The organism is Thalassotalea profundi (assembly GCF_014653195.1).
GTDB classification, from domain to species: domain Bacteria; phylum Pseudomonadota; class Gammaproteobacteria; order Enterobacterales; family Alteromonadaceae; genus Thalassotalea_B; species Thalassotalea_B profundi.
In genome coordinates, this window is the sequence record NZ_BNAH01000001.1 from 263,047 (window position 1) to 285,987 (window position 22,941).

The 22,941-nt window shown below is 35.7% G+C and carries 25 protein-coding genes; 9 read left to right on the top strand and 16 right to left on the bottom strand.

From position 1 onward, the window contains the following. Window positions 1-350: 350 nt before the first annotated feature. From IE155_RS01185 to IE155_RS01200, 4 genes are all read right to left on the bottom strand, one after another. Complete coding sequence (locus tag IE155_RS01185; RefSeq protein ID WP_189376256.1) at window positions 351-1,145, bottom strand: substrate-binding periplasmic protein; 795 nt, start codon at window positions 1,143-1,145, stop codon at window positions 351-353. A 65-nt stretch (window positions 1,146-1,210) separates the two neighbouring features. Continuing rightward, on the bottom strand, window positions 1,211-2,725 hold the full coding sequence (locus IE155_RS01190) for an MFS transporter (protein ID WP_189376257.1): 1,515 nt from the start codon (window positions 2,723-2,725) through the stop codon (window positions 1,211-1,213). 223 nt (window positions 2,726-2,948) lie between these two features. Then, window positions 2,949-3,506 (bottom strand): peptide deformylase, encoded by a 558-nt coding sequence (gene def / locus IE155_RS01195; protein WP_189376258.1) that lies wholly within the window; start codon window positions 3,504-3,506, stop codon window positions 2,949-2,951. Window positions 3,507-3,510: 4 nt separating this feature from the next. Then, a complete protein-coding gene (locus IE155_RS01200; protein ID WP_229816932.1) occupies window positions 3,511-4,698 on the bottom strand; it encodes an MFS transporter in 1,188 nt (395 codons plus the stop codon). A gap of 248 nt (window positions 4,699-4,946) precedes the next feature. On the opposite strand from IE155_RS01200, the gene recR reads away from it, so the two are divergent. From recR to adk, 3 genes are all read left to right on the top strand, one after another. Then, window positions 4,947-5,552 carry a recombination mediator RecR gene (recR, locus tag IE155_RS01205; RefSeq protein ID WP_189376260.1) on the top strand — a complete coding sequence of 202 codons (606 nt, stop codon included), beginning with the start codon at window positions 4,947-4,949 and terminating at the stop codon, window positions 5,550-5,552. Window positions 5,553-6,264: 712 nt separating this feature from the next. Then, entirely contained in the window at window positions 6,265-8,226 is a 1,962-nt protein-coding gene (gene htpG / locus IE155_RS01210) for a molecular chaperone HtpG (RefSeq protein ID WP_189376261.1), read from the top strand. Window positions 8,227-8,466: 240 nt separating this feature from the next. Next, window positions 8,467-9,111: an adenylate kinase gene (gene adk, locus IE155_RS01215; protein ID WP_189376262.1), complete on the top strand. Its 645-nt coding sequence runs from the start codon at window positions 8,467-8,469 to the stop codon at window positions 9,109-9,111. A 74-nt stretch (window positions 9,112-9,185) separates the two neighbouring features. On the opposite strand, the gene IE155_RS01220 is transcribed toward adk, so the two are convergent. From IE155_RS01220 to IE155_RS01250, 7 genes are all read right to left on the bottom strand, one after another. Continuing rightward, window positions 9,186-9,653 carry a 2TM domain-containing protein gene (locus IE155_RS01220; RefSeq protein ID WP_189376263.1) on the bottom strand — a complete coding sequence of 156 codons (468 nt, stop codon included), beginning with the start codon at window positions 9,651-9,653 and terminating at the stop codon, window positions 9,186-9,188. A gap of 178 nt (window positions 9,654-9,831) precedes the next feature. Further along, the gene (locus tag IE155_RS01225) at window positions 9,832-10,299 is read right to left on the bottom strand and encodes a GNAT family N-acetyltransferase (RefSeq protein ID WP_189376264.1); all 468 of its coding nucleotides are present in this window, start codon (window positions 10,297-10,299) and stop codon (window positions 9,832-9,834) included. 113 nt (window positions 10,300-10,412) lie between these two features. Beyond that, a complete protein-coding gene (locus IE155_RS01230; protein ID WP_189376265.1) occupies window positions 10,413-10,712 on the bottom strand; it encodes a DUF6559 family protein in 300 nt (99 codons plus the stop codon). A 191-nt stretch (window positions 10,713-10,903) separates the two neighbouring features. Further along, window positions 10,904-11,731 (bottom strand): hypothetical protein, encoded by an 828-nt coding sequence (locus IE155_RS01235; protein WP_189376266.1) that lies wholly within the window; start codon window positions 11,729-11,731, stop codon window positions 10,904-10,906. 157 nt (window positions 11,732-11,888) lie between these two features. Continuing rightward, on the bottom strand, window positions 11,889-12,509 hold the full coding sequence (hisIE, locus tag IE155_RS01240) for a bifunctional phosphoribosyl-AMP cyclohydrolase/phosphoribosyl-ATP diphosphatase HisIE (RefSeq protein ID WP_189376267.1): 621 nt from the start codon (window positions 12,507-12,509) through the stop codon (window positions 11,889-11,891). Next, window positions 12,503-13,279, bottom strand: coding sequence for an imidazole glycerol phosphate synthase subunit HisF (hisF, locus tag IE155_RS01245; protein WP_189376268.1), 777 nt, complete (start codon window positions 13,277-13,279; stop codon window positions 12,503-12,505). The genes hisIE and hisF overlap by 7 nt, the downstream gene beginning before the upstream one ends. Window positions 13,280-13,715: 436 nt before the next feature. Continuing rightward, window positions 13,716-14,816, bottom strand: coding sequence for a WYL domain-containing protein (locus tag IE155_RS01250; protein ID WP_189376269.1), 1,101 nt, complete (start codon window positions 14,814-14,816; stop codon window positions 13,716-13,718). An 82-nt stretch (window positions 14,817-14,898) separates the two neighbouring features. Here IE155_RS01250 and IE155_RS01255 point away from each other — a divergent pair, with 82 nt between their 5' ends. From IE155_RS01255 to IE155_RS01265, 3 genes are all read left to right on the top strand, one after another. Then, window positions 14,899-15,195 carry a hypothetical protein gene (locus IE155_RS01255; RefSeq protein ID WP_189376270.1) on the top strand — a complete coding sequence of 99 codons (297 nt, stop codon included), beginning with the start codon at window positions 14,899-14,901 and terminating at the stop codon, window positions 15,193-15,195. A gap of 102 nt (window positions 15,196-15,297) precedes the next feature. Next, window positions 15,298-15,717 (top strand): hypothetical protein, encoded by a 420-nt coding sequence (locus IE155_RS01260; protein ID WP_189376271.1) that lies wholly within the window; start codon window positions 15,298-15,300, stop codon window positions 15,715-15,717. Window positions 15,718-15,859: 142 nt separating this feature from the next. Further along, a complete protein-coding gene (locus IE155_RS01265) occupies window positions 15,860-16,003 on the top strand; it encodes a hypothetical protein (protein ID WP_189376272.1) in 144 nt (47 codons plus the stop codon). Window positions 16,004-16,249: 246 nt separating this feature from the next. Here IE155_RS01265 and IE155_RS01270 read toward each other — a convergent pair whose 3' ends face one another. Both IE155_RS01270 and IE155_RS01275 read right to left on the bottom strand, forming a co-directional pair. After that, window positions 16,250-16,435, bottom strand: a complete 186-nt coding sequence (locus tag IE155_RS01270; protein ID WP_189376273.1) for a hypothetical protein — start codon at window positions 16,433-16,435, stop codon at window positions 16,250-16,252. Further along, window positions 16,428-16,784, bottom strand: a complete 357-nt coding sequence (locus IE155_RS01275) for a hypothetical protein (protein ID WP_005492643.1) — start codon at window positions 16,782-16,784, stop codon at window positions 16,428-16,430. Before IE155_RS01275 ends, IE155_RS01270 begins: the two co-directional genes overlap by 8 nt. Window positions 16,785-16,886: 102 nt before the next feature. Between IE155_RS01275 and IE155_RS01280 the strand changes: the two genes are divergently transcribed. The 3 genes from IE155_RS01280 (at window position 16,887) to IE155_RS01290 (ending at window position 20,433) form a co-directional block, all read left to right on the top strand. Further along, complete coding sequence (locus IE155_RS01280) at window positions 16,887-17,108, top strand: hypothetical protein (protein ID WP_074988781.1); 222 nt, start codon at window positions 16,887-16,889, stop codon at window positions 17,106-17,108. 132 nt (window positions 17,109-17,240) lie between these two features. Then, window positions 17,241-19,211, top strand: coding sequence for a DUF2779 domain-containing protein (locus tag IE155_RS01285; protein WP_189376274.1), 1,971 nt, complete (start codon window positions 17,241-17,243; stop codon window positions 19,209-19,211). Window positions 19,212-19,305: 94 nt separating this feature from the next. Then, window positions 19,306-20,433, top strand: a complete 1,128-nt coding sequence (locus IE155_RS01290) for a hypothetical protein (RefSeq protein WP_189376275.1) — start codon at window positions 19,306-19,308, stop codon at window positions 20,431-20,433. A 245-nt stretch (window positions 20,434-20,678) separates the two neighbouring features. Here IE155_RS01290 and IE155_RS01295 read toward each other — a convergent pair whose 3' ends face one another. From IE155_RS01295 to IE155_RS01305, 3 genes are read right to left on the bottom strand one after another with little or no spacing between them, the layout of a single operon-like run. After that, window positions 20,679-21,440 carry a metallophosphoesterase gene (locus IE155_RS01295; RefSeq protein WP_189376276.1) on the bottom strand — a complete coding sequence of 254 codons (762 nt, stop codon included), beginning with the start codon at window positions 21,438-21,440 and terminating at the stop codon, window positions 20,679-20,681. Then, window positions 21,437-22,117, bottom strand: a complete 681-nt coding sequence (locus IE155_RS01300; protein WP_189376277.1) for a hypothetical protein — start codon at window positions 22,115-22,117, stop codon at window positions 21,437-21,439. Before IE155_RS01300 ends, IE155_RS01295 begins: the two co-directional genes overlap by 4 nt. Before the next feature lie 22 nt (window positions 22,118-22,139). Continuing rightward, window positions 22,140-22,865, bottom strand: a complete 726-nt coding sequence (locus tag IE155_RS01305; RefSeq protein WP_189376278.1) for an AAA family ATPase — start codon at window positions 22,863-22,865, stop codon at window positions 22,140-22,142. Between the last annotated feature and the right edge of the window lie 76 nt (window positions 22,866-22,941).

Here is a 22,941-nt window from a genome sequence, read left to right on the forward strand (position 1 = left end):
TACCGTTTTTTTTATTTTATTGATTTTCAATGCTTTTATTGTTTTTTTATTTGAATGTAGGACTTAAGTTGTAAAAAACACGACACTCTTTTGGGCTAACAATATAAAGTAACCTTTGGCTTTGATGTTAATTAACTATATTTCGTTTATTAGACGCTACTAAAGTAGCTAGATATTTTTCTAAATATCAGTTTTCCTGATTCCTTGATAAATAATTGAGATTTCATGATCATTTTTTCTCCATTTTTAACGTTACAGTTAATACTGGTGTTTTTTGACTAAGAGAGAATGAAAACTAGTGATGCTACTGCTGATGACGTTTAAGCTTAAGCAGATAAATAACTTCCTTATTATTTGAAATTAAGCTGATATTTTTCTAATAACTCTTGATAATAAGCAGATGCTTTTAATTTTTTTGTGAGTTTACCAAGCGTTTGTTTTATTTCTTTAGCATCAGCTCTTGCTTTTGTTAATCCTAAATAAACCGGGGTAATATCGACAACGGGCTCTATAGCTTTTATTTTATCGGTTACTTGCAACTCCTTGGCTAATTTCTTAAAAATAAATGGGTTAGAAATAACCACATCAACTCGCTTATTGAGTAATAACTTTAAGAGCACTTTCTCTGATAATGCAGGTAATTTCGTTAAGTAACCTGTTTGATCGAACCTTTCACCATAAGAATATGCGCGTTTAGTGCCAATAGAATAAGGTGTTAACTGCTGTAATTGACCATTAAATTCCAACTTTTTATCTACTAAAGTAAATAATTGATTTACCTCAAAGCCATAAGAGGGCTCAATAAAATGGTATGTCTTTTCGCGTTTTGCATTTTTAAAGAATGTGAGTATCAGATCCACTTCCCCCTGTGCGACTAGATGAAGTGCTCTTGCCCAAGGGATAATAATAAACTCAAAGTCATAGTTTGAATGAGCTTCGAAATAATTAAGTATATCAATAGTGAAACCTTTTATTTCACCATTTTCTTCGTAACTATAGGGAAAGTAGCCTATTTCTTCGAATGCAGCGGTTAAAACGATCCTCTTATTCAGTAAGGGAGGATCGTCTGAGTTTAAACCTGTTTGGGCAAAAACAGTTAATGGGATGAGGTAAAGTAAAAAGAAAATTTTTGAAAAACTTATCATCAAAGAAGTATAGCTGCTTTTTTGAGACCTTTACTTTTTATTTTTATTAAATATACCAATAAAACTTACTCAGGCTCTCTCACTCTTAAGGTTAATACACCTGCAATAAGCATACTCACGCCACCGACAACTAGCGCATATATTGGCTGGTTATCAAATACCTTAGTAATTAAAAAACCTAAAATACTTGCCGCTAAAATTTGAGGTAACACGATAAAGAAGTTAAAAATTCCCATGTATAAGCCCATTTTATCAGCAGGTAAGGCGTTAGCTAAAATGGCATACGGGATTGACAGAATTGATGCCCAAGCAAAACCAACACCAATCATTGCAATCACTAAAAATGTGGGATCTTTAATAAAAATAAATGAGATAAAACCAGCACCCCCTAAAAATAAATTAATCATGTGGGCAATGCGTAAATTAAATTGCTTCACTATAAGAGGGATACAAATGGCGGCGATAATGGAGGTTAGATTATAGGTTGAAAACAAAACACCAACCCAATCAGCGCCTTCATTATAGGCTTTTGAGGTTACATCTGAACTTGCATAATGATGTGCTGTAATTGCTGCAGTAGTATATGTCCACATTGCGAAGAAAGGAAACCAAGAGAAAAACTGCACTAAGGCCAATTGTTTCATCGTTTGGGGCATAGCAAATAAGTCAATCATCACTTGAGCAAAACCATGTTGATTTTTGCCCTTTTGAATTAATAAACCTGCGATGAGTTGGCAAATACCAAAAAAGATAAAGCCACCAGATAAAATAAATAAATTTTTATCTAAACGTTCAATATTGAATGCAATAATTGATGTAACAACAGCTCCGAACAACAGCCAAGCTATTCCGCCCTTAAAAAAAGCTGAAGTGCTTCTAGGAGATTGTTCGATAGTTGCTGTTTGTTGTTGATACTGTTCAAAGGCTTTCAGTTGTTCGGGAGAATATTCTTTGGTTGAATAGACAGTCCACAGTACTGCAAGTAAAAAAACTATCCCACCGGCATAAAAAGCAAACTTGACAGAGTCAGGTAATTCACCAGGTGAAGCAACATTGCTGACATTGAACCAGTTAGTCATGATCCAAGGCAGTGACGAGGCTACAACCGCACCCACACCAATAAAAAAGCTTTGCATTGCATAGCCAGTAGCACGTTGTTTTTTAGGTAACATATCACCAACAAAGGCTCTGAATGGTTCCATTGAAATATTGATTGAAGCATCCATTATCCAAAGCATACCTGCTGCCATCCACAGTGTAGGTGAGTTAGGCATAATAAATAACGATAGACTCGCGGCAATAGCACCAATTAAGAAATAGGGACGACGTCGGCCAAACTTATTCCATGTATTGTCACTTAAATAGCCAATGATAGGTTGAACAATGAGTCCTGTTATCGGAGCCGCAACCCAGAGAATCGCCATATTGCCGTAATCAGCCCCTAGGGTTTGAAAAATGCGACTGACATTGGAGTTTTGTAGAGCAAAGCCGAATTGAATCCCAAGAAAACCAAAACACATATTCCAAATTTGCCAAAAATTGAGTTCAGGTTTGCTCGTCAGTAATTTTTTTTCACTCATTGTCATTCTTCTATTATTATTTTTATCGTTATAATGGTTTGATAGTAAAAAGCACAGCGTTAGCCGTGCTTTTTACTTTGGGTTTAATACCAAGTTTGTAATATTAAAAGTGTAAGAGAGGTTGTCGACACCTATTTACCTTTTATTATTTACCTCTCCATATTACGCATGAATAAGGCTAAAGCTCAATTTATTGCATACGTATTCAGCATTTTAAACCTTATTAGGAACAATATTGGCGTTTCCATTCTTCTTCACTGATCAGGTTCTTATTGTTAGATACTCGATCGACAAACGATATACCGTTTAAATGATCTATTTCATGTTGGAAAATCCGGGCAATAAATCCGTTAAATTCTTGCAGATGCTTTTGTCCATCGATATCGTAATATTCCACATCTATTGTGTTATGACGCGCAACTAATCCTCTGAGCGAAGGTACGCTTAAACAGCCTTCCCAATCTTCAATTATATCGCCCTTATACCCAATTATTTTGGGGTTAATAATCGCAGTTGGTTGCATTCTAGGGGCATTGGGGTAACGATTATTAGGTTTTGAGCAAACAATGAAAAGTCGCTTGGGTATACCTATTTGGGGAGCCGCAATTCCAACCCCTCCGGCTTGTTCAACGGTGGTTAAAAGGGATTTGATTAATGTTTGTGTTTCATCAGATAAAATATCCTCTACAGGCGAAGATGGATTACTTAGAATAGGGTGACCTAGTAAATATATTTTATTACTCAATTGGTTATTTCTTTTATTACTATGTGATTTATTCATTGCATTAGTCGCTAACGGAAGGGGTTATGGGGCTAATTGTTGTAGATTGTGTTTTACGTTCTTTGCGAAAGTAATACCAAGAGACAGCAAACAATACAAGAATAAATGGGATACTTGACATAACAACACCATGCCAACCCGCTTTAAACAATACCCAACCGGCAAGTAATGATGCCGTTGCTTGAAAACCAAAAATGATAAAGTCATTCATTGCTTGCACTTTATGGCGCTCATTCGCTTGATAACTTTGTGGCAGCAACGATGTGCCTGTTAAATACAGAAAATTCCAACCGATGCCTAATAATAATAGTGCCCACCAATAGTGAACCACTTGCTCTCCTGAAAATGCAATAATAGCCACAATAGTGTATATAAGCGTGCCTATAAAAAGTAAGTATTTTAACCCTATTTTATTCACTAAAATGCCCGTAAATAATGAGGGAATAAACATTGCGGCTATATGGGTTTGTATAACCCATTTAGTGTCATTAATACTATGACCATGCATATGGTGCATACTAATTGGCGTTGCTGTCATTAAATAACTCATCAAAGCAAAACCGATGGCTGCTGAAGCAATTGAAATTAAAAATATTGGTTGCTTTGCAATTGTTATCAGTGAACGTGTAGGGCTTTCATTCGACTGAATAGATAATGTTGGATTTTTAAATGCCAACATAACAAGTATGGCAATACAGATGAACAACGCTAAAAATAGGAAAGAGCCAGAATACCCTAACGGTGATGTAATCCAATCTTTTGCCATTACGGCGACTTCAGGCCCAAGAAAAGCGGCGAAAATACCACTGAGCATTAAAATAGAGAGGACTGTTGGAATGCTTTTTTCATCAGAGGTACTTTCAATAGCAGCAAAACGAAGTTGTTGAACAAAAGAGGTACTTAAACCAAACATGATACTAGCGACAATAAATAACTCAAATAGGGCAATATAAACAGCGTAACTTGCTAGAAAACAAGCTATTAATGTAATGGAAAAACCAAATAGCGCAGCAAATTTTCGCCCCATTTTTTTTGCAAGTAACGCCGCTGGAATTGAACCTGTTGCTACGCCCAAAATCATCATGGTTATGGGGAGAGTCGCTAAGGTTTTGTCTGTTACCATTTGCGCTGAAAGTATACCACCAATAAATACAATAACTGGCGAACAAGACATAACTAATGGCTGTGCCAAAAAGAGTACCCAAATGTTGCGGGGCAAGGTGAATAGTCGCGATAACACAATAGTTGTTATGATAAGAATTGATAGTGTTATCAAGATGTTTGAAAGCATAGTGGGAATTTCAATGTTAAGAAAAGTGAAATGCTATCACATTATGTTAAATACACTTATGATTAAAATTACTTAGTTCATATTTAAGCGTTGTTAGCATTAACATTACGATGATAAACTACTAAAAATTGTTATGAATATTGCTAGTTATGAAGTTTAGTCCTTTAGTTCAAGAGTTAATTGATACCTTAAAATGCTTACCTGGTGTTGGTGCAAAATCAGCACAACGCATGGCTTTTCATTTATTAGAGCGTAATCGAATGGGCGGCGAAAAACTTGCCACAGCTCTTGGAAAAGCAATGGTAAACATAGGACATTGTCAGCAATGCCGTAATTTTACCGAAGACGAATTATGCCAAATTTGTCAAAGCCCAAAACGTAAAGTTAGTGAAAGCATGTGTATTGTTGAAAGTCCTGCTGATGTTATTGCAATCGAACAAACAGGGGAGTTTCAAGGACGTTATTTTATTTTAATGGGGCACTTGTCACCGATAGATGGCATTGGCCCAGATGATTTGGGTTTAGACATTCTAGCGAAACAGCTGGAAACCGGCCAATTTAAAGAAGTCATATTAGCGACCAATCCCACGGTAGAAGGTGAAGCAACCGCACATTATGTGGCAGAACTTGCCAGTAAATATCAGTTAACTATTTCTCGTATTGCCCATGGTGTACCAATTGGTGGTGAATTAGAATACGTTGATGGTAATACGCTTTCTCATGCGTTTTCAGGGCGTAAGAATTATCAATATTAAAAGCTATAATAAATTTATACTACATTATTTTTTATCTATGGTAGATTTGATTGACCTTGGATCAAGGTAAAATATGATAAGTAAAAAAGTTAATGGGATTAATGAAAGGTAGTTATTTTGACCTGTTGTAAATGTACAAATTAAAGTAAAAGAAAACGTTAATGCAGCCAATTTATAACATATCAAGGTATACTTTTTAGTAAAAATGAATGAGCCAGCTAAAAGTTAAATAACACCAAAAGTAACTATCATTATCGATGAAAAACCTAACGCCTTAAGAAAAATAATTTCTGGTTCTATCAGAGCCATTTTAAGAGTTGATGTTCTAAGACAAAATAACGTCACTAAAAATATTAAAATATTTCTAAAAAGTGCTATAAAACATCCATTAAAATTTTAATACTAATATTAGATTAATCTCTCATATATTGAGCAGATAGGAATATTTATATTCACTTTGGGGTGTTATTTTTACAGATATGTCAATTATGTTCAGTATAGGGTATTCCCTGAAAAATATTTTAACGCACCACTACATTAATCACGGCTAACAACCAGTTTTATTTAAATTCATTTTATTTTTCTCTTGAAATAAATCCTTACATCCCCCACATGTTAACTATCAACAGGTCTGTTGCTTATCATTTCAGTAATGGAACGTGATCGACCTTTCATACTATTTTGTTCAACCGTAAATTAGGAGATGTTTCAGATGTCTGAGACAAGTCAAACACAAAATCATTCATTTAGCACAGATGCCGCTAAAGTTCTTAAATTAATGATTCATTCGCTTTATTCGAATAAAGAAATTTTCTTGCGTGAATTAGTCTCGAATGCCGCAGATGCAGCCGATAAATTACGCTTTAAAGCCTTAGCTGACGATAGTTTATTCGAAGGTGATGGTAATTTACGTGTTCGTGTGAGTGCAGACAAAGAAAACAATACCCTGACTATTTCAGATAACGGTATTGGTATGACTCAAGAACAAGTTATTGAGCATTTAGGTACTATTGCTAAGTCAGGTACTGCTGAATTCTTTTCACAATTATCAGGTGATCAAGCCGCCGACTCTCAATTAATAGGACAATTTGGTGTTGGATTTTATTCTGCATTTATTGTTGCAGACAAAGTCACTGTTCGCTCTCGTGCTGCTGGTGTACCAGCTTCAGAAGGGGTTGAATGGGTAAGCGCTGGCGAAGGTGAGTTTACCACAACGACTATTGAGAAAACTAATCGTGGTACCGATATTATTCTTCACTTAAAAGAAGAAGAGACTGAATTTGCTGATGATTGGCGTTTAAAATCTATTGTGACTAAGTACTCAGATCATATTTCAGTATCTGTAGAAATGTTAACGCCTGAAGTACCTGCAGTTGAAGCTGTTGAAGAACAGAAAGACGAAGAAGGCAATGTAACGCAACCTGCAATTGAAGCTAAAGATGCGATTCCGGCAAAATGGGAACCCGTAAATAAAGCAACAGCATTGTGGACACGCGAAAGAGCTGATGTCTCAGACGATGAATATAAAGAGTTTTATAAGCATGTATCTCATGATTTTGCTGACCCTTTATTATGGGAGCATAACAAAGTAGAAGGCAAAACCGAGTATACATCATTGCTTTATGTGCCAGCTAAAGCACCGTTTGATATGTACAATCGAGAAAAACAACATGGTCTGAAGCTTTATGTGCAACGTGTATTTATTATGGATGATGCAGAACAATTCATGCCTACTTATTTACGTTTTGTTAAAGGCTTACTTGATTCAAATGACTTACCGTTAAATGTATCTCGTGAAATATTACAAGATAACAAAGTAACTCAGGCTATTCGTAAAGGCTGTACTAAACGTGTGTTAAAAATGCTTGAACGTTTAGGCAATAAAGATGCTGATAAGTACCAAATATTCTGGAATGAATTTGGCCAAGTATTAAAAGAAGGGCCTGCAGAAGACTTTGCTAATAAAGAACAAATTGCCAAATTATTACGTTTTTCTTCTACTAATGAAGATAGCGCAGTGCAAAATGTATCATTAGCTCAATATGTTGAGCGTATGAAAGAAGGGCAAGAGAAGATTTACTATGTTGTTGCTGATAGCTTTGAAGCGGCCAAAAATAGCCCGCATTTAGAAGTATTCCGCAAAAAAGGCATTGAAGTATTGCTGATGTCTGACCGAATTGACGAATGGTTAATTAGTCACTTAACAGAGTTTGATGGTAAGCAATTACAATCTGTAACTCGCGGTGGTTTAGATCTGGGTAAAATGGATGATGAAGAAACCAAAGAAGCGCAAGAGAAACTTGAGCAAGAATTTGATTCAGTAGTCACTCGTATTAAAACCTCTCTTGAAGGTAAAGTGAAAGACGTTAAATTGTCACAACGTTTAACCGATTCACCGGCGTGTATTGTTACTGATGAAAATGACATGAGTAGCCAGATGATGAAGTTAATGCAATCGGTAGGTCAAGAAGTGCCTGAATCATTGCCTATCTTCGAGATTAATGGCGAGCATGAGTTAGTTAAGCATATTGCTGATGAACAAGATGATGAGCAGTTTAACCAATGGACACAAGTGTTGTTTGAACAAGCAATGCTAGCAGAGCGCGGAAGCTTGAAAGATCCTGCAAGTTTTGTTACGCGTTTGAACAAGTTAATGCTGAGCTTAACTAAGTAGTATTCACAAGGCAACTATTGAATATTTAAACATCTATTTGTTTAGACTTTAGTATAAAAAAGGGGCTATTTAGCCTCTTTTTTAGTTTTTGAAGAGGTTTGCCACTTGTTTGGAACCCTTTGAAAATGTATAGTGTCTGCTTTTATACCAAGTAAGCTAGATAATCTCTCTCGTAGCGAGAAAGACTAAGTTCAATTGGTATTAATTTACCAATTCATCAATAGTATAGGGTTACACTATATGCGTATTATTTTATTAGGTGCTCCGGGCGCAGGCAAAGGTACTCAAGCACAATTTCTAATGGCTAAATTTGGCATTCCACAAATTTCAACTGGCGATATGCTTCGAGCAGCGATCTCAGCGGGAACTGAACTTGGAAAGCAAGCAAAAGCAGTAATGGATGCTGGTCAATTAGTGTCTGATGACCTCATTATTGGCTTAGTCAAAGAGCGTATTGCTCAAGACGATTGTAAAGGTGGTTTCTTATTAGATGGTTTTCCTCGTACCATTCCTCAAGCCGATGCGATGAAAGAAAATGGTGTTGTAGTAGATAGTGTAATTGAATTTGACGTACCTGATGAAGTGATTGTTGAGCGTATGGCGGGTCGTCGTGTACATGCCGGATCCGGTCGTGTTTACCATGTAACGTATAACCCACCTAAAGTTGAAGGCAAAGATGATGAAACAGGTGAAGATTTGTCAATCCGTCCTGATGATGAAGAAGTAACAGTTCGTAAGCGTTTAGGTGTTTATCACGAGCAAACAAAACCATTAGTTGATTATTATCAAGCAGAAGCGAAGTCAGGTACATGTCAGTACTTAACAATTGATGGTACTCAACCTGTTGAGCAAGTTAGTGCTTTATTAGCAGAAAAGTTAAATTAAACTGTTGACTTGATAGTATGAAATACCAAAAAGCCTGCTGATGCAGGCTTTTTATTGACAATTAATAAGTCTATTTAAAGTTTTCGGCCGAGTCTTTTTTCAATTTGTTTTTTTTCCCAGTCATCCCCAAAGAAATTAAATAGTTCAAAAACACTTATTGCATGAGAAATAATGCCAACTCCCCAGCCAAGTATTACCCATAAAACCCACAAATAACTAGGTGTAAAATATAAATTAAAAATTAGCAAACAAGTAATAACAATAGCAAATGAGGTTAAGTGACTGTAAAAGCCTTTTAAGTCTCTGATATATTCAATAGCTTGTTGTTCTTCCAGTGTTAATTTAGATGTTGTACTCATGTCTAGCTCCTGCTGTAAGTCGGTAACTTGTACTTCAAAAACAGCAGCCAAAGATTTTAATGATTCAAGTCCAGCTGATTGTCCACGCTCAATTCTTTGAATGGTACGAACACTTAAGCCACTTAATTCTGCTAGTTGCTCTTGTGACCATCCACGTTGCAATCTAATTTTTCTGATAATCATTATTTTCCTTAACTCACTGTCAGTTAGTAACAATTGGAGTAGATATAGTTAAATTTAAAACAGGTTTTTGCCACGACAATAAAGCGACATTCTCACGACAGTCATTATAAATCAATAAGTTAAATTAATTTATTACACCTTAATATTCAAAAAATAATTACTGGGTTGTGTTATTTAGTTAACTTGAATGTACTAATTTCATACCTATATGCGCAATACCGTCTTCTAAGTACATTTCTGAACACCTAATAAATCCATGAGATTGATAATATTGCTCTAAATGTTCTTGTGCTGAAATTTTAATATTTTGTTGAGGAAAATATTGCTGGCATGTGATTAAAGCCTGCTCTATTAATTGATTGCCATATCCTTTTCCACGCACGTCAGGTGCTATTATTACACGACCAATTGCAATATAGCCTGGATAGCAAACATCTTTTGCTAAAATGCGTAGATAAGCGCTTATCTTGCCATTTTGGTAGCTAAATAAATGTAGGGTGCTTGGAATTCTATCTAAGTTATCTAAATCGGGGTAATAGCAAGTCTGCTCCACAACAAATACATCGATGCGTAGTTTTAATATGTCATAAAGCTCATCATTAGTGAGTTGTTGAAAAGTTTTTACTTGCCAAATTAACTGGGACATTAGGCCACACGCATATCAAGATCCATACATTATTTTTTCATGTGGCAGCAATAAAGTAAAAAGAAAATTAGCTAAAGTTTAATTGCCTTTAGTTTACATTGTATTTGCTAGTTTTAATGCTGGTTAAGTAGGTGTAAAAAACCTGAGTATTGTTTAGCATGTAAATAAGCTAGTATTTCTCGTTTATAGTTTTCAGGACAAATTGACGGAAATTCTTTAGCAAAAACAGCTTTAATATCCATTCTGTTTAAAAATAGTAGGTAGCCTAATGGCAAATAATCAGGGTTAAAGTCTTTTTGATATACCGTAGTTCTTATTTCTGAAGGTGTGTAAAAGTCTTTTACACCGTAACGTTTCTCGAGACAAGGTAAAAGTTTATTACCATATTTTTTGATAGACCAGTACTTAAACATAAGTGTTCCTTGGCTAAAATGTAGCTTTCCATGATTTAGTGGGGACATATAGTAGCGACTTGTTAAATAGGGCTCAAATAATATTTCGCTATAAACTGACTAATTAGTCATGTTTGTGGTTATTAGCTATATACGATATTGCTATAACGATTTATTAATTTATAGCTATTATTTGGTAAAGCGTAATAAATTCAGTTGTTTAAAATATTGATTTTATTTCTGTCAACGAAAAAACCAGCCTGAGTATAGGCTTTAGTGATGAGTTTTTGCTCACGTAATTTTTTTAGACCAATATTTATTGCTTGAAAGGCTTGAGCGCCTAAAGGGTGCTTTTTACTGAGGACAAAATGGCGACTATCATCAAATTTAATTGCAACATTTTCAACGGGAATTAGGGTGATTTTGTCCATACTAAATGTTTTATCTTTAGTGGAGTTAAATGGCATGAAAATTATGTCAATCCACATTAAATTGACCATCCTTGCCATACTTAACCATTCATCTTCAGCCACTAACTGTTTTAATGGTAATTGGCTTAATGTTTGCCAATCAGTTCGCCATTTAGGTGTTGATACCGCGGTAAAACGAGATAAGTCTTCAAGTTTTTTTATGTTGAGCGCTGCTTTGTTTTTAGGACTTGTATACAAGCCTGCAACATACTCACCTTTCTTAATTACTGCATCAGAAATATAAATATCAGATTCGAGTGCGTTAGCATCAGAAAGCCAATAAGAATCAAAGCTAATGAGTAACTTGCCTTGTTGAAGCATTTTTGTATTTCTAAAGTTTAATTTACCGGGGATATATTTAAATGAGTGGTTGAATCCGCCAAGCTTTAATGCTTTTTGAGCTAAAATCATATCTATAACATCTCTGCGGACTGTCTTGCCTTGAAAGTCATTAATGGTAGCAATATCTTTACCATCGACAAAAGCTTGATAGTCTTCGTATACATCGTCGCGAATGTAAATAATAATATCTTCTGCTTCACTAGCATTTGAATAAAAAAACATAAGCATTAGTATGCTTATGTTGATTATAAATAAATGGGCTTTGAGATGTTTTGGCATTCTTTATGACTTAATAATTATATCGAAATCCATTTCAACTCACCTAAGTTGATAATTTTAGTATAGACAGTTAATTTTGAAAGTTCATCTAATAAGTATTACATGTTTATTTTTTATGACGTTCAATCAGTACCTGCATTACTTCATTTAACTCAATGTTTTGATCTTGAAGTAATACCAAGGTGTGATAGAACAAGTCAGCACATTCACCTAATAAATCATCTTTGGTTTCAGCAACAGCAGCAAGGGCTACTTCAACACCTTCTTCTCCTACTTTTTGTGCTATTTTTGTGGTACCACGAGAAAACAAATGAGCGGTATAACTGTCTTTTGGGTCATCATTTTTTCGATTAGCAATAACTTGTTCTAGTTGGCTCAAAAAGTTTTGCTTGGTGAGCTTTTGTTCTGGAAAACATGATTCGGTACCTAAGTGACACGTTGGACCAATCGGTTCACAACTAATAAGTAAGCTGTCTTTATCGCAATCGGTTAAAACTTCTTTTACATTTAAAAAATTCCCTGATGTTTCTCCTTTAACCCACAACGCTTGCTTTGAGCGACTATAAAAAGTTGCTTTGCCTGTTATTAATGTCTTTTCAAGTGAGGCTTGGTTCATATACCCCTGCATTAATACTGCACCTGTTGCGTGATGTTGAATAATCGCGGGTATTAAGTCAGCCATTTTCTGCCACGCTAATTGCGATATATTTTCTTGATTAACTAACATAATCTGATCTCTACTTTATTTTGAGCTAATTGTTGCTTTAATTCATTCATATCAATAATCCCTTTATGAAATACACTAGCAGCTAAGGCGCCATCAACATCTGCTTGTTGAAACACATCGATAAAGTGGCTAATTTCACCTGCACCACCAGAGGCTATTAAAGGTACATTACAAACAGCTCGTGCCTTATTGAGTTGCACAATATCGTAGCCTTGTCGAACGCCATCTTGGTTCATACAATTGAGTACTATTTCACCAGCGCCACGCTTTTGCACTTCTTGTATCCAGTCGAAGGTTGTCCACTGGGTTTGCTGAGTGCGACTTTCATCGCCGGTAAACTGATAAACTTGGTACGTATTAAGTTCTTTGTTAAAAAAACTGTCAATACCAACCACAACACATTGTTGTCCAAAATGATCGGCCAACCGGCTGATTAACGTTGGATCTCGTAAAGCAGGTGAGTTGATACTAATTTTATCAGCCCCCATCTTTAAAATTTCTTGCGCATCTATTTCACTTTTAATACCACCAGCCACACAAAAGGGGATATCTATCACTTCAGCTATGCGACTAACCCAACTTTTATCAACTACACGATCGTCTGAGCTTGCGGTAATATCATAAAAAACCAGTTCATCAGCGCCTGCCGATGCGTATTTTTGTGCTAAGGGGACGATATCGCCAATAATTTCATGATTACGAAACTGTACACCTTTAACTACTTTTCCGTCTCTAACATCTAGGCAGGGAATTATGCGTTTTGATAACATAGTGTCACCATTATTTTAATCTTTTGATATTTAAGGGGTATTTCTTTTTCGGTTTTTGATTTTGATTTAAAATGGATACACATAGGCTACACTTAATATATTATTTATCTAATAATGTTTGAATAACAATTCAACGTCGCATTGCTGAAATCGTCACATTTATTGAGTTTGACTAGGAATATAACGCATAAGAAGCAGTTAGTTAATACATAAGTGTAATAACTGTTATCATTATTCTTAATAACAAAACTCAGCTAATTATAAGGGGAGTGGACTTATGTTTTCGCGACGGTTTGAATCCTTAAGTCAGTAAATTTTTAGGCTAGATATTTCTGGCTAACAGATGTTCCTTCGCGATTAAAAGTTGATAGTTCTTAAATTCACGAAAGTGTAGATTCGAATCAATTCATAATTGTTCAAAAAATTCAAGTTAAGACTAATTTCTAGTCATGGCTTTCGGGCTAGCAGATACTATTAATTCAGAGTTGGTTTGGACAGTGTAGGCTTGCACTAAGCTACCGGCTCTTCGCAGCATTTCTCGTCGCAAGAATTCAGGCCCCAAAACAACGATGGAATCTGAAAATCCACTTAAATAATTTGCAATAAAGAAAGGATCTGGCTCTTTTCTATTAAAGTGAATTGGAAAGCTTAACTCCATTTCAATTAGCCAACAGTCATCAGTCTTTAATTTAGTAAAAGTCGCTTTATCAGCTATAGAGGTGGCTTCAAAATTACTTTTAACCCATGTATGGCAAATAGCTGAGATCTTTTCTCTTGTTTCATATTCTGTTTTTTTGACTTCAATAAACTGCTCTTTTGACGCAGTTAAATCATGCAATTTGCCTATTTCAAAATATCTCGTCGTATTAGTATTATGCTCATGAGCCAGTACTTTTAAGTGTTGGTTTAACAGTACAATTCTTTGAGGCGATAAGATTAATTCTTTTGCATCAAAACTCTTGTGAATTGATTGGTAATTAGCAGAAAAGCACTGTTCTTCAAATGTACAATCAAATACAAACTGCCAAGCTTTTCTTTCTTCAATTGTGGCTGACTCGTGATCTAATACGCTATGCATGTCATAACCCATCGGATTGAAATCTATTTTAGACAAATATTTTGTAAGCTCTGAATGGTCTAATACTTCTTCAGCTCTTTTGAATTCAGTTTGTAACGCTGAAAAAATATGAGGAGGAATTAGCTCCGGCAGATATTCTTTAATAAACGCAAATGCAAACGCTCTTTCTTCTGACATTTCAAACTGTTCAACAGCATCATCTTTGTCTTTTTGTGAGGTCCAGTAATACCAATATGCATTTCCCTTTTTAACTCTACAGAGTCCTTCTCCTTCATCATCTAATATAGAAGTGATAATTCGAGATGCGTTTTTCTTGAAAGAATCAAAAGAGTCTTGGCTTTCTTTTCTAAAGCTAGACAGTCGGTTTTCAATTAAATCTTTTATTTTAATTGCCTTATCTTCACCGACACCAATGCTTCGCACGATCGCGTTTCTAAATTCTGAATTCGATGACTTCATACAAGTGAGTAAACTCTATAGGACAAGTGTTGTCTCGATATTCTTTTAAAATGCCACTAATGTCAATCGAGGAGTAACTTTTATGCTGTCTGAACAACTATTAAATGTCATGAAAATGTTTTGTGAACCCTCGCTTTATCAAGACTTTTCAACGAGCACAGAAATTATAAACGTGATTAATCAACTTTCATTAGGGCAACTAAATACTAATAGAGAAAAGTACGTTATTTCATGCCTGATTCTCTCAGCTCAAGAAGCTTTAGAATCAAGTATACAAAAAGCAGCTGACTCAGCAGTCATGTCTGACCTGACGAAACTGGTCGATGAACTTAAACAATTTCAATCAACATTACTCTCTGAAGAAAGGGTGATGCACTAATGAAAACTTCCAATCAAGACCTTATTAGATCATTTCACATTAAACGATGTGGACACACCCAGATTGACAATGATCAACATTTAAATATTTAGGAGTGCTTTTATGCAGTATCAACCAAAAGAAGTCTATATTGGGGGCTTTAACCCTGTTTATGAGTGTGTTCAAAACGGCTTTTTCCTAATTGGTGCGGGTAAACTTGGCGTTATGTTTTCTATTGTAGTGATGAGAGGAGATATTCTATTTTGGGTTAGTGCTTTTATCGGAACCATTACACTGCTGAGAGCAAAGCGCTGGTATGATAAATGGCAGGATCGAGAGCTTCGAATCAAGTGTATCGATATTAACTATATCGAAAGATTAAGTGACGAAACTGCGCCTAAATACAAAAAACAACAAGCCATCACAGCTATAACGAATAGAGCTTCGAAAGTATGGTGGAGTTATTTGCTTTTCTTTACTCCTCACATTGCTTTATTAGGCTTTTGTTGGTGGCTGCTTGATGCTTGGGGAGCTAAAGGGTAGTAGCATTTTCTCTTTTGCTGAGAAAATACTCAAATAACGATAGGGTGAATTATGGCGAATCTATTAATTATAGAGTTTAGTGAAGAGGCGACTGAAAATTACTTAAGACTAGTAAGTCAGAAAATCTGAAGCCGAAGTTGAAATGGATATGGAGCCATCTGGTGTTAAGCTAGAAATTGATATTGGACCTGCACATTACGGTTATGAGGCTGAAGTTGCAGGTAAGTCTATAGGTGAAGTCTTTGTGAAGCTTGAACATACAGGTTCACCTAAATTAAAATCATAAGATTTCCCACTTTTGGGTAGCAAAATTCCGGCAGGCTTGGCCTGCTCCCGAACCTAGTTTTTGGCCAGTTGGGTTAGTCACTGAATAAGTAAATTTTCTGCATGTTTGGTATAAAATACCTCGTTTAGAATCTTCAAAGTAATCTTCTACATTCACGTTAAATACGTAGCATGTATCTATGTTCGTCCAAATATATTCTTGATCTGGTTCGCCTGATTGGAAAACTCTTGAGAGCTGTTCGAAAGCCTAATGCCCAAAAGCTTCATATTGGTCTATTTTGCCGTCGAGATTGTCATCAATGGCGCCATTTATTGGGCCTCTGTTGTATTGTTTAACCTTGCTATATACATCGGCAGGTAAGCCACAGTTAGAGTTGGTAATTGCACAGCCAGAAATGTTTAGAGCAAGTAATATATAGAGGCATTTATGCATCCTTTTCCTCCTGAAATACTACTATGTTTAACCCTTTCTGAATCAAAAACAGTTCAAACTGAGTAACTAAATAGTGATAAATTTGAGACAAGCTACCAACAGCGGCTATTGATTCAACGAAGTTTGAGTCGTTTCCTGAAATGTCATGTATTTCTGCTTGTGCTCTAAAGAATAGATAAGATTTTTGACTTTTAGCCTTATCAATTTGAATATCTGAAATAGCTAACCTGTAACTTAAATCTTCAGAGAATAAGACTCCTGTTTGGGCTATTAACAGATAAGCTGAAGCAACCGTGCTTGGCTCAATGCTAATTAAAAAGTGTTCTTCATTAACTGTTTCGCGATTCATTGATTCACTCATTTATAATTTAACTGTTTAAATAAGCCTACGGAAAAGTTAGGACGCTTTTTGTCCCAATAGTCAGCTAATCTTTTGTTTTGGGAGGTCGCTATGACTAATTTAGAGTTATGTTTAATTTGGGCTGGAGATCACGTAATTCACAGTAAAGTTGAATACGATTTTCATATAGAACAAATCAAACTTTCACTATTAGATAAACAAACAGATAACGAATACAGTTTTCTCTTTTTGACTTCTGCCTGTGAAGCATTCGAGATCAAAAATGACTTACCACGACGGATTCATGAAGTGTATTCAAATGCATGGGGCTGAATGCCACATATAACTTTATGAAGAAGTTGTAGTTTCACTGTAAATATTCAAATTTTTATGGTTAATTGGGACGTTGCGTGTCCTAAGCTAAAAGTACACTTATGGAAAGACTTGATTTAAGGAAGTATAAAAATGAGCCAACCAAGGTATTTGACCAAATCACGATTTAAGTTAGCTACTGAGTGTCCAACTAAACTGTTTTATACGGGCAAAAAAGAATACTTGGATAACAAGCTTGATGACCCTTTTCTTGCCTCATTAGCTGATGGCGGTTTTCAGGTGGGTGAATTAGCTAAGTGCTATTACCCTGAAGGTCATGACATTACTTCTTTAGATTATGAAGAGTCGATTCAGCAAACCAGCGAGCTATTAAAGCAGGACAACGTCATCATTTTTGAGCCTGCTATTCGCTTTGGCAACTTATTTGTTCGTGTTGATATTTTAGTTAAACAAGGCAATGAATATCAGCTCATTGAAGTTAAAGCCAAGTCATATTCGGCTAAAAAAGATAAAGACTTTTTAAACAAATCTGGAAAGTTAGATTCAAAGTGGAAGCCATACATTTTAGACGTGGCGTTTCAAAAATATGTTTTAAAACAGGCGATACCCAGTGCGATTGTCAGCAGCTATTTGATGGTAGTTGATAAAGATACACCTTGCCCGGTAGATGGTTTAAATCAGAAGTTTAAATTAATTCGTGATGACAGGAATAGACGCGGTGTGTCTGTTTCTAATTCGTTATCTGCCTCGGACTTATTGGTTAAAATTCTCAAAAAGGTAAATACCGATAAAGCGGTTCAAATTGCTTATGAAACCGAATTACAAACTGGTATGCCAGCAGAAGGTTTCATCCCTAATATCGAAGTGCTAGCTGAACAGTACGCTAATGATGAAAAGGTGATGCCAGTTATCGGCTCAAAGTGTAAAAGTTGTGAGTTCAAATGCTCGGAAGAAGATGAGGCGAATGGTTTTAAAAATGGATTTAAGGAATGTTGGAAAGAACAACTTCATTGGAGTGACGAAGATTTTAATGAACCAACAGTATTAAGCATCTCTAACTTTAGAGGTTCAAATCGCTGTATAGAAAATGGCAAAGTAAAGCTAAAAGACCTTTCGCCAGAGGATATCAATTATGAAGAATCATCAAACCCAGCGCTTACATTAAAAGAAAGGCAGTGGCTTCAAATAGAAAAAGTGCAAGACAAGGATTCTAGTGTTTATTTCGACGTTGATAGCATGCGAAATGAAATGGCATCTTGGACTTACCCTCTTCATTTTATCGACTTTGAAACCTGTGCCGTGGCGATACCATTTTATAAAGGGATGTCGCCATACGAAGGCATAGCCTTCCAGTTTTCTCATCATATCTTGCACGAAGATGGACGAGTGGATCATGCGGGGCAATTTCTTAGCTCACAGGTTGGAGAGTTCCCGAACTTCAATTTCGTAAGAGAGTTAAAAGCTCAATTAGAAAAAGACAACGGCACTATTTTCAGATATTCCAACCATGAGAATGCCTACCTCAATATGGTTTATCAGCAATTAAAACTATCGGCTGAAGTGGATAAAGACGAGCTTTGCGATTTCATTAAGTCAATCACTAAGTCTTCTAATAACAGCAAAGACAATTGGCTTGGTGATAGAAATATGGTTGACCAATGGGAGCTGGTGAAAAAGTATTATTATGATCCTGCCACAGGTGGCTCAAACTCTATTAAGGCTGTACTGCCAGCCATTTTAAATAGCTCTCAATTTTTACAAGAAAAATACGAACAGCCTATTTATGGGACCAAGGAATTACCAAGCCTAAATTTTAAGAACAAAGCTTGGATTGAATTCGATGACAATGGAAAAGTAAAAGATCCGTATAAGTCATTGCCAAAAATGTTCACAGAAGCATCTGAGCATGACATAGAGCTGCTATCAGAATCCGATGAACTAAATAATGGTGGCCTAGCATTAACTGCATACGCTCGGCTCCAGTTCACTGAGATGTCTGATTATGAAAGAAAAGAACTTGAACGCGGACTATTGATGTATTGTGAGCTAGACACATTGGCAATGGTGATGATCCAAGAGGCTTGGCGAGAAATGATTAATTAATAGTTTGATTTAATAGGACGTTAGTTGTCCTATTAAATGTATACTATACAAATAAGTGGATTAGTTATCCTACATTAGTTGGCAGGAAGTAATAATGAATAAAAATGACTATTTAAGCAATCCTGAAGTAGCAGAATTTATTAATTTTTTAGCAAGTATGATCAGTGGTGATATGTCGCTAAATCACAAATATTTCGACCGAAAACTCAGAAAAGAAATAGAATTTGAATCCTTATATTGTGGCTTTGATAAGTACCATTGGAACGGCTCTGATTATCAAACTAATAAATCAGATGTTGACTTGTTAGTTAAAAAATTTAAAACGTCGAACACCAAAGAATCATTCTATCAAGCATGTACTGAAACTCTTTATTGGGGAGCAGGCAACACAGATAAATTAAAGTTATACACATCTAATAAGGAATGGTTAGACAATGTAAATGACGTACAGAAAAATATTACTGAAGCTTTAGAGCTACTTACTAATAGTAATATCGACGTAAATAATTTTGGTAATAAATATCGTTCTAATGCTGGCTTTACAAAAATTTACGCTTTTATTAAACCTGATACTTTCATTATTTATGACTCTAGAGTGGCAGCAGCCCTAGCTTATTTGATAATACTTTTTTGTCAAAAGACACAACGCTTTGAAATTCCAGAATATCTACAAATAAAACTAGCCAAAGGGCAGGGCAACTCTAATCGACTACCTGAAATAGCTGGCACTGAATTAAAATTTAAAGAATGGGGAAGTAACCATAAAGCTCATGCAATATCTAACGTTTGGGCGAATTGGATTATCACAGAAGCCTTTAATAAATCTAAAGGCGCAAGCCGTAATAAATTCAACAATATTAGAGAAGTTGAAGCAGCTCTGTTTATGATCGGCTATGATTTTCCTGAATTAAAACCCAAAGATGATAGTAAAGACAAAGTAGAGAACTATAGTACTCGCTCAAGATCTAAAGATTCAAAAGTAACAGCAGATTTAGTTAGAACATTTGCGTTGCAACTCATTAAGGAAGGATTAAAAAAGGGACCATCTATTGAGTTTACTTCCAGTGACATTAGAAAGGAACTAGGTGGAGACTTAACTGCAATATGTAGCGCCCTAAAAAAGCCAACGTTCTTCTCCCAATCTGGAGTTACTCTTGAAATAATTGACACTCCCCCTTCCGGCTTAGGAAAAGTAACCTATAGGGCCAAAAAGGCAGCTTAAATATTGGAAGATTAATTTCATTCCCTCATACAATAACGCCGTTTATAAAATGAATAAATTCAAACTGGGACAAAATTAGTCCCAGTTTTCAGTTGATCTGTATTGGATTTAAAAATCGAGGTTAACGACATGTCTAAAAAAGTGAGTACGTTTATTGCACTTTCAGCCGGTTATTTAATGAAGAAGATACGTACTGAATTTCTGTATTCACAATCTATCTAATTTTTATCCAATTAGTTACCAAATCAAATCTCAACAATGTAGCCACAATCGAAATTAAATTTTTCGATACTGGAGTAACCGCGTTGATTTGAAATTATTGTTGTATCTGCAATTTGATAGTTTACACTGTGATGAGTGTGCCCATGTGCCCATACATCAATTTTATTTGTGTACTTTTTAATAAACTCTTCTAGGTTGGAAGAGAATGCAGCCGAAAGTAGATCGCTTTGGTATTGTTTTGGCGTTGATTGAGGTGAAGGTGCGTGATGCGTCACCACAATATTTCTATTTGTATTGCTATTTTTTAATTCGTTTTCAATGAAATTTAATGAATTATCAAAAAACGCGATGGTATCGGATACCTTAAGTTTTCTGTATTTACCGTTATCGTTTATTGTAATGTGCTGAAAGTCGTTCATTTTAGCACTCGCATCAAATATGCATTCTTGTTTATTCGACTCACCAAAGAGTTTGAAATCGGTCCATAGGGTAGAGCCTATAAATGTAACGCCACCTATTTCGACACTATCGTTGATTAATACATGAACATTTGAGTTTTTAGATTGTTCTTTTAGTTTTCTATTAATCGATTGGATATTTGAACCATAATATTCATGATTCCCCGGAATGTAGACTACCGGCAACTCAAAGAAATCTTTAGCCCACTGTATGCCATGGTGTTTTGAGTGTATATCACCCGCTAAAATGACCACGTCTGCGTCAATTTTAGGTGGGGTCCAAACCTCAAATTCATTATGAATGTCTGAAAATAATGCCAACTTCATAGTATAATTCCTTTAATTAGTTTTGCTGTGCTATTAATAAGAAGAGGATCTAGTGTAAATATTGCTGTAAACCAATAGGTTGCAAGTAATGAAAATAGGTAATTAAATACATTTGCAAGCTTTCTATCAGATAATGTTGCCTCAGAGGTTATTTGGGCAAACACAGCTGTCACAAACCAAAGAGCAAAATGGTAGCCATGCACCTCAAGGTTGAAGACATTAAACTCCCAATAATATGCCGTTCCCAAGGCCAATAGAGAAATGCTACTCAAGAATTGAGTAGTGGCTATAATATCCGGTGATTTTTGCAAATCACCATTGTCGTCTATTTCTCCCAACAAATGCATAGATGAGGCAGTCAATATAAGTAAAAAGTATAGCGCAAGTGCCAACCAGCTTGGCCAATCCCAGTGCGAAGCAGCCCAATAAACACCAGAGATAATAATCGCTAAACCTAATAAATTAGGTACTAGGGCTAGAGCAAAGAAAAGTGTAAGGCCTGATCCAACTAAAAGAACTGGATCAGCACCTAAACCTGTTAATAGCATGACAGCAGCAACAAATAACTTTCCAGCGATTGATAGACCCATGAAGCCATTAATTGCCACTGCACCGATTATGTTTCCAGCGGCAGCCCCTGCGTTTTCTAGCTGATTAATTTCTCTGTTGTATTTCATCCTGACTCCTAGTCAAACCTTATTACATCAATACAACATAGAGGTTGTGGTGTTTCATAGTTAATGCGGACAAATCGTGAACGGCACAAAGAATTGAATACTCATTTTCTTTAAACACGTCGTCATAACCATCCAAGTCACTGATGTAGGGAAAATAAGAATCAAGAAATTCCTTTAACGACTTCACATGTTCTGCTGCATTGAGGTGTGGGGCATGAATATCAAAATCTTCATCGTCTAAAATCAAAACGGAAGCAGGTAACGCTTCTTCTCGTGAAATTGTGTCAAAACCTTCAAGTCTTGATACTGGTTCATATTTATCAAACATGGCTTTAAGATCATTTTCACGAATGAACTTTCCAGTTTCTTGATTACGCTCGTGACACGTTTTTAAAATGAAGTATTCCTTGTTTTTAAATATAAACTCAATCGCATGAAATTCTGCGTTAGGGTAATGTTTAAAAATCTTTTGCCGATTTGCTTTAGTAAGATTGGTAAGATCCCACACAATGTTTTTGTATTTTTTTGACTCTTGAACCGACTTAAAAAACAAAGATCTTTGCTCGCGGCGGATAGGGTGGTTGAACTCGAGTTCAAAGAACTCTTTGTAAGTTAAATTATTGTCGTGAATTATTTTTTCTACGATGTCATCCGAAGATACGACATAATCAAACTTACTCCGTTGAACAAAGGTCGATTTACCTGTGCATGCCGGGCCAATTAGAACTGTTACTTGTTGTTTAGTCATTTATAAATTTCCTCTTTAAGTTTCTAATTAGTAGCTTACCTTAGGTAGCTGATACACCCGTCGTTGGAAAATTAAA

Excerpts from the sequence above, each read along its gene's own strand:
- IE155_RS01255 (WP_189376270.1), top strand. The coding sequence starts at position 14,899 with ATGCTGTCTGAACAACTATTAAATGTCATGAAAATGTTTTGTGAACCC.
- IE155_RS01265 (WP_189376272.1), top strand. The coding sequence starts at position 15,860 with ATGGATATGGAGCCATCTGGTGTTAAGCTAGAAATTGATATTGGACCT.
- IE155_RS01275 (WP_005492643.1), bottom strand. The coding sequence starts at position 16,784 with ATGAATCGCGAAACAGTTAATGAAGAACACTTTTTAATTAGCATTGAG.
- IE155_RS01295 (WP_189376276.1), bottom strand. The coding sequence starts at position 21,440 with ATGAAGTTGGCATTATTTTCAGACATTCATAATGAATTTGAGGTTTGG.
- IE155_RS01185 (WP_189376256.1), bottom strand. The coding sequence starts at position 1,145 with ATGATAAGTTTTTCAAAAATTTTCTTTTTACTTTACCTCATCCCATTA.
- IE155_RS01305 (WP_189376278.1), bottom strand. The coding sequence starts at position 22,865 with ATGACTAAACAACAAGTAACAGTTCTAATTGGCCCGGCATGCACAGGT.
- IE155_RS01290 (WP_189376275.1), top strand. The coding sequence starts at position 19,306 with ATGAATAAAAATGACTATTTAAGCAATCCTGAAGTAGCAGAATTTATT.
- IE155_RS01225 (WP_189376264.1), bottom strand. The coding sequence starts at position 10,299 with ATGTCCCAGTTAATTTGGCAAGTAAAAACTTTTCAACAACTCACTAAT.
- hisIE (WP_189376267.1), bottom strand. The coding sequence starts at position 12,509 with ATGTTAGTTAATCAAGAAAATATATCGCAATTAGCGTGGCAGAAAATG.
- adk (WP_189376262.1), top strand. The coding sequence starts at position 8,467 with ATGCGTATTATTTTATTAGGTGCTCCGGGCGCAGGCAAAGGTACTCAA.
- IE155_RS01250 (WP_189376269.1), bottom strand. The coding sequence starts at position 14,816 with ATGAAGTCATCGAATTCAGAATTTAGAAACGCGATCGTGCGAAGCATT.
- htpG (WP_189376261.1), top strand. The coding sequence starts at position 6,265 with ATGTCTGAGACAAGTCAAACACAAAATCATTCATTTAGCACAGATGCC.
- hisF (WP_189376268.1), bottom strand. The coding sequence starts at position 13,279 with ATGTTATCAAAACGCATAATTCCCTGCCTAGATGTTAGAGACGGAAAA.
- IE155_RS01280 (WP_074988781.1), top strand. The coding sequence starts at position 16,887 with ATGACTAATTTAGAGTTATGTTTAATTTGGGCTGGAGATCACGTAATT.
- def (WP_189376258.1), bottom strand. The coding sequence starts at position 3,506 with ATGAATAAATCACATAGTAATAAAAGAAATAACCAATTGAGTAATAAA.
- IE155_RS01285 (WP_189376274.1), top strand. The coding sequence starts at position 17,241 with ATGAGCCAACCAAGGTATTTGACCAAATCACGATTTAAGTTAGCTACT.
- IE155_RS01230 (WP_189376265.1), bottom strand. The coding sequence starts at position 10,712 with ATGTTTAAGTACTGGTCTATCAAAAAATATGGTAATAAACTTTTACCT.
- IE155_RS01300 (WP_189376277.1), bottom strand. The coding sequence starts at position 22,117 with ATGAAATACAACAGAGAAATTAATCAGCTAGAAAACGCAGGGGCTGCC.
- IE155_RS01270 (WP_189376273.1), bottom strand. The coding sequence starts at position 16,435 with ATGCATAAATGCCTCTATATATTACTTGCTCTAAACATTTCTGGCTGT.
- IE155_RS01190 (WP_189376257.1), bottom strand. The coding sequence starts at position 2,725 with ATGAGTGAAAAAAAATTACTGACGAGCAAACCTGAACTCAATTTTTGG.
- IE155_RS01220 (WP_189376263.1), bottom strand. The coding sequence starts at position 9,653 with ATGATTATCAGAAAAATTAGATTGCAACGTGGATGGTCACAAGAGCAA.
- IE155_RS01260 (WP_189376271.1), top strand. The coding sequence starts at position 15,298 with ATGCAGTATCAACCAAAAGAAGTCTATATTGGGGGCTTTAACCCTGTT.
- recR (WP_189376260.1), top strand. The coding sequence starts at position 4,947 with ATGAAGTTTAGTCCTTTAGTTCAAGAGTTAATTGATACCTTAAAATGC.
- IE155_RS01235 (WP_189376266.1), bottom strand. The coding sequence starts at position 11,731 with ATGCTTATGTTTTTTTATTCAAATGCTAGTGAAGCAGAAGATATTATT.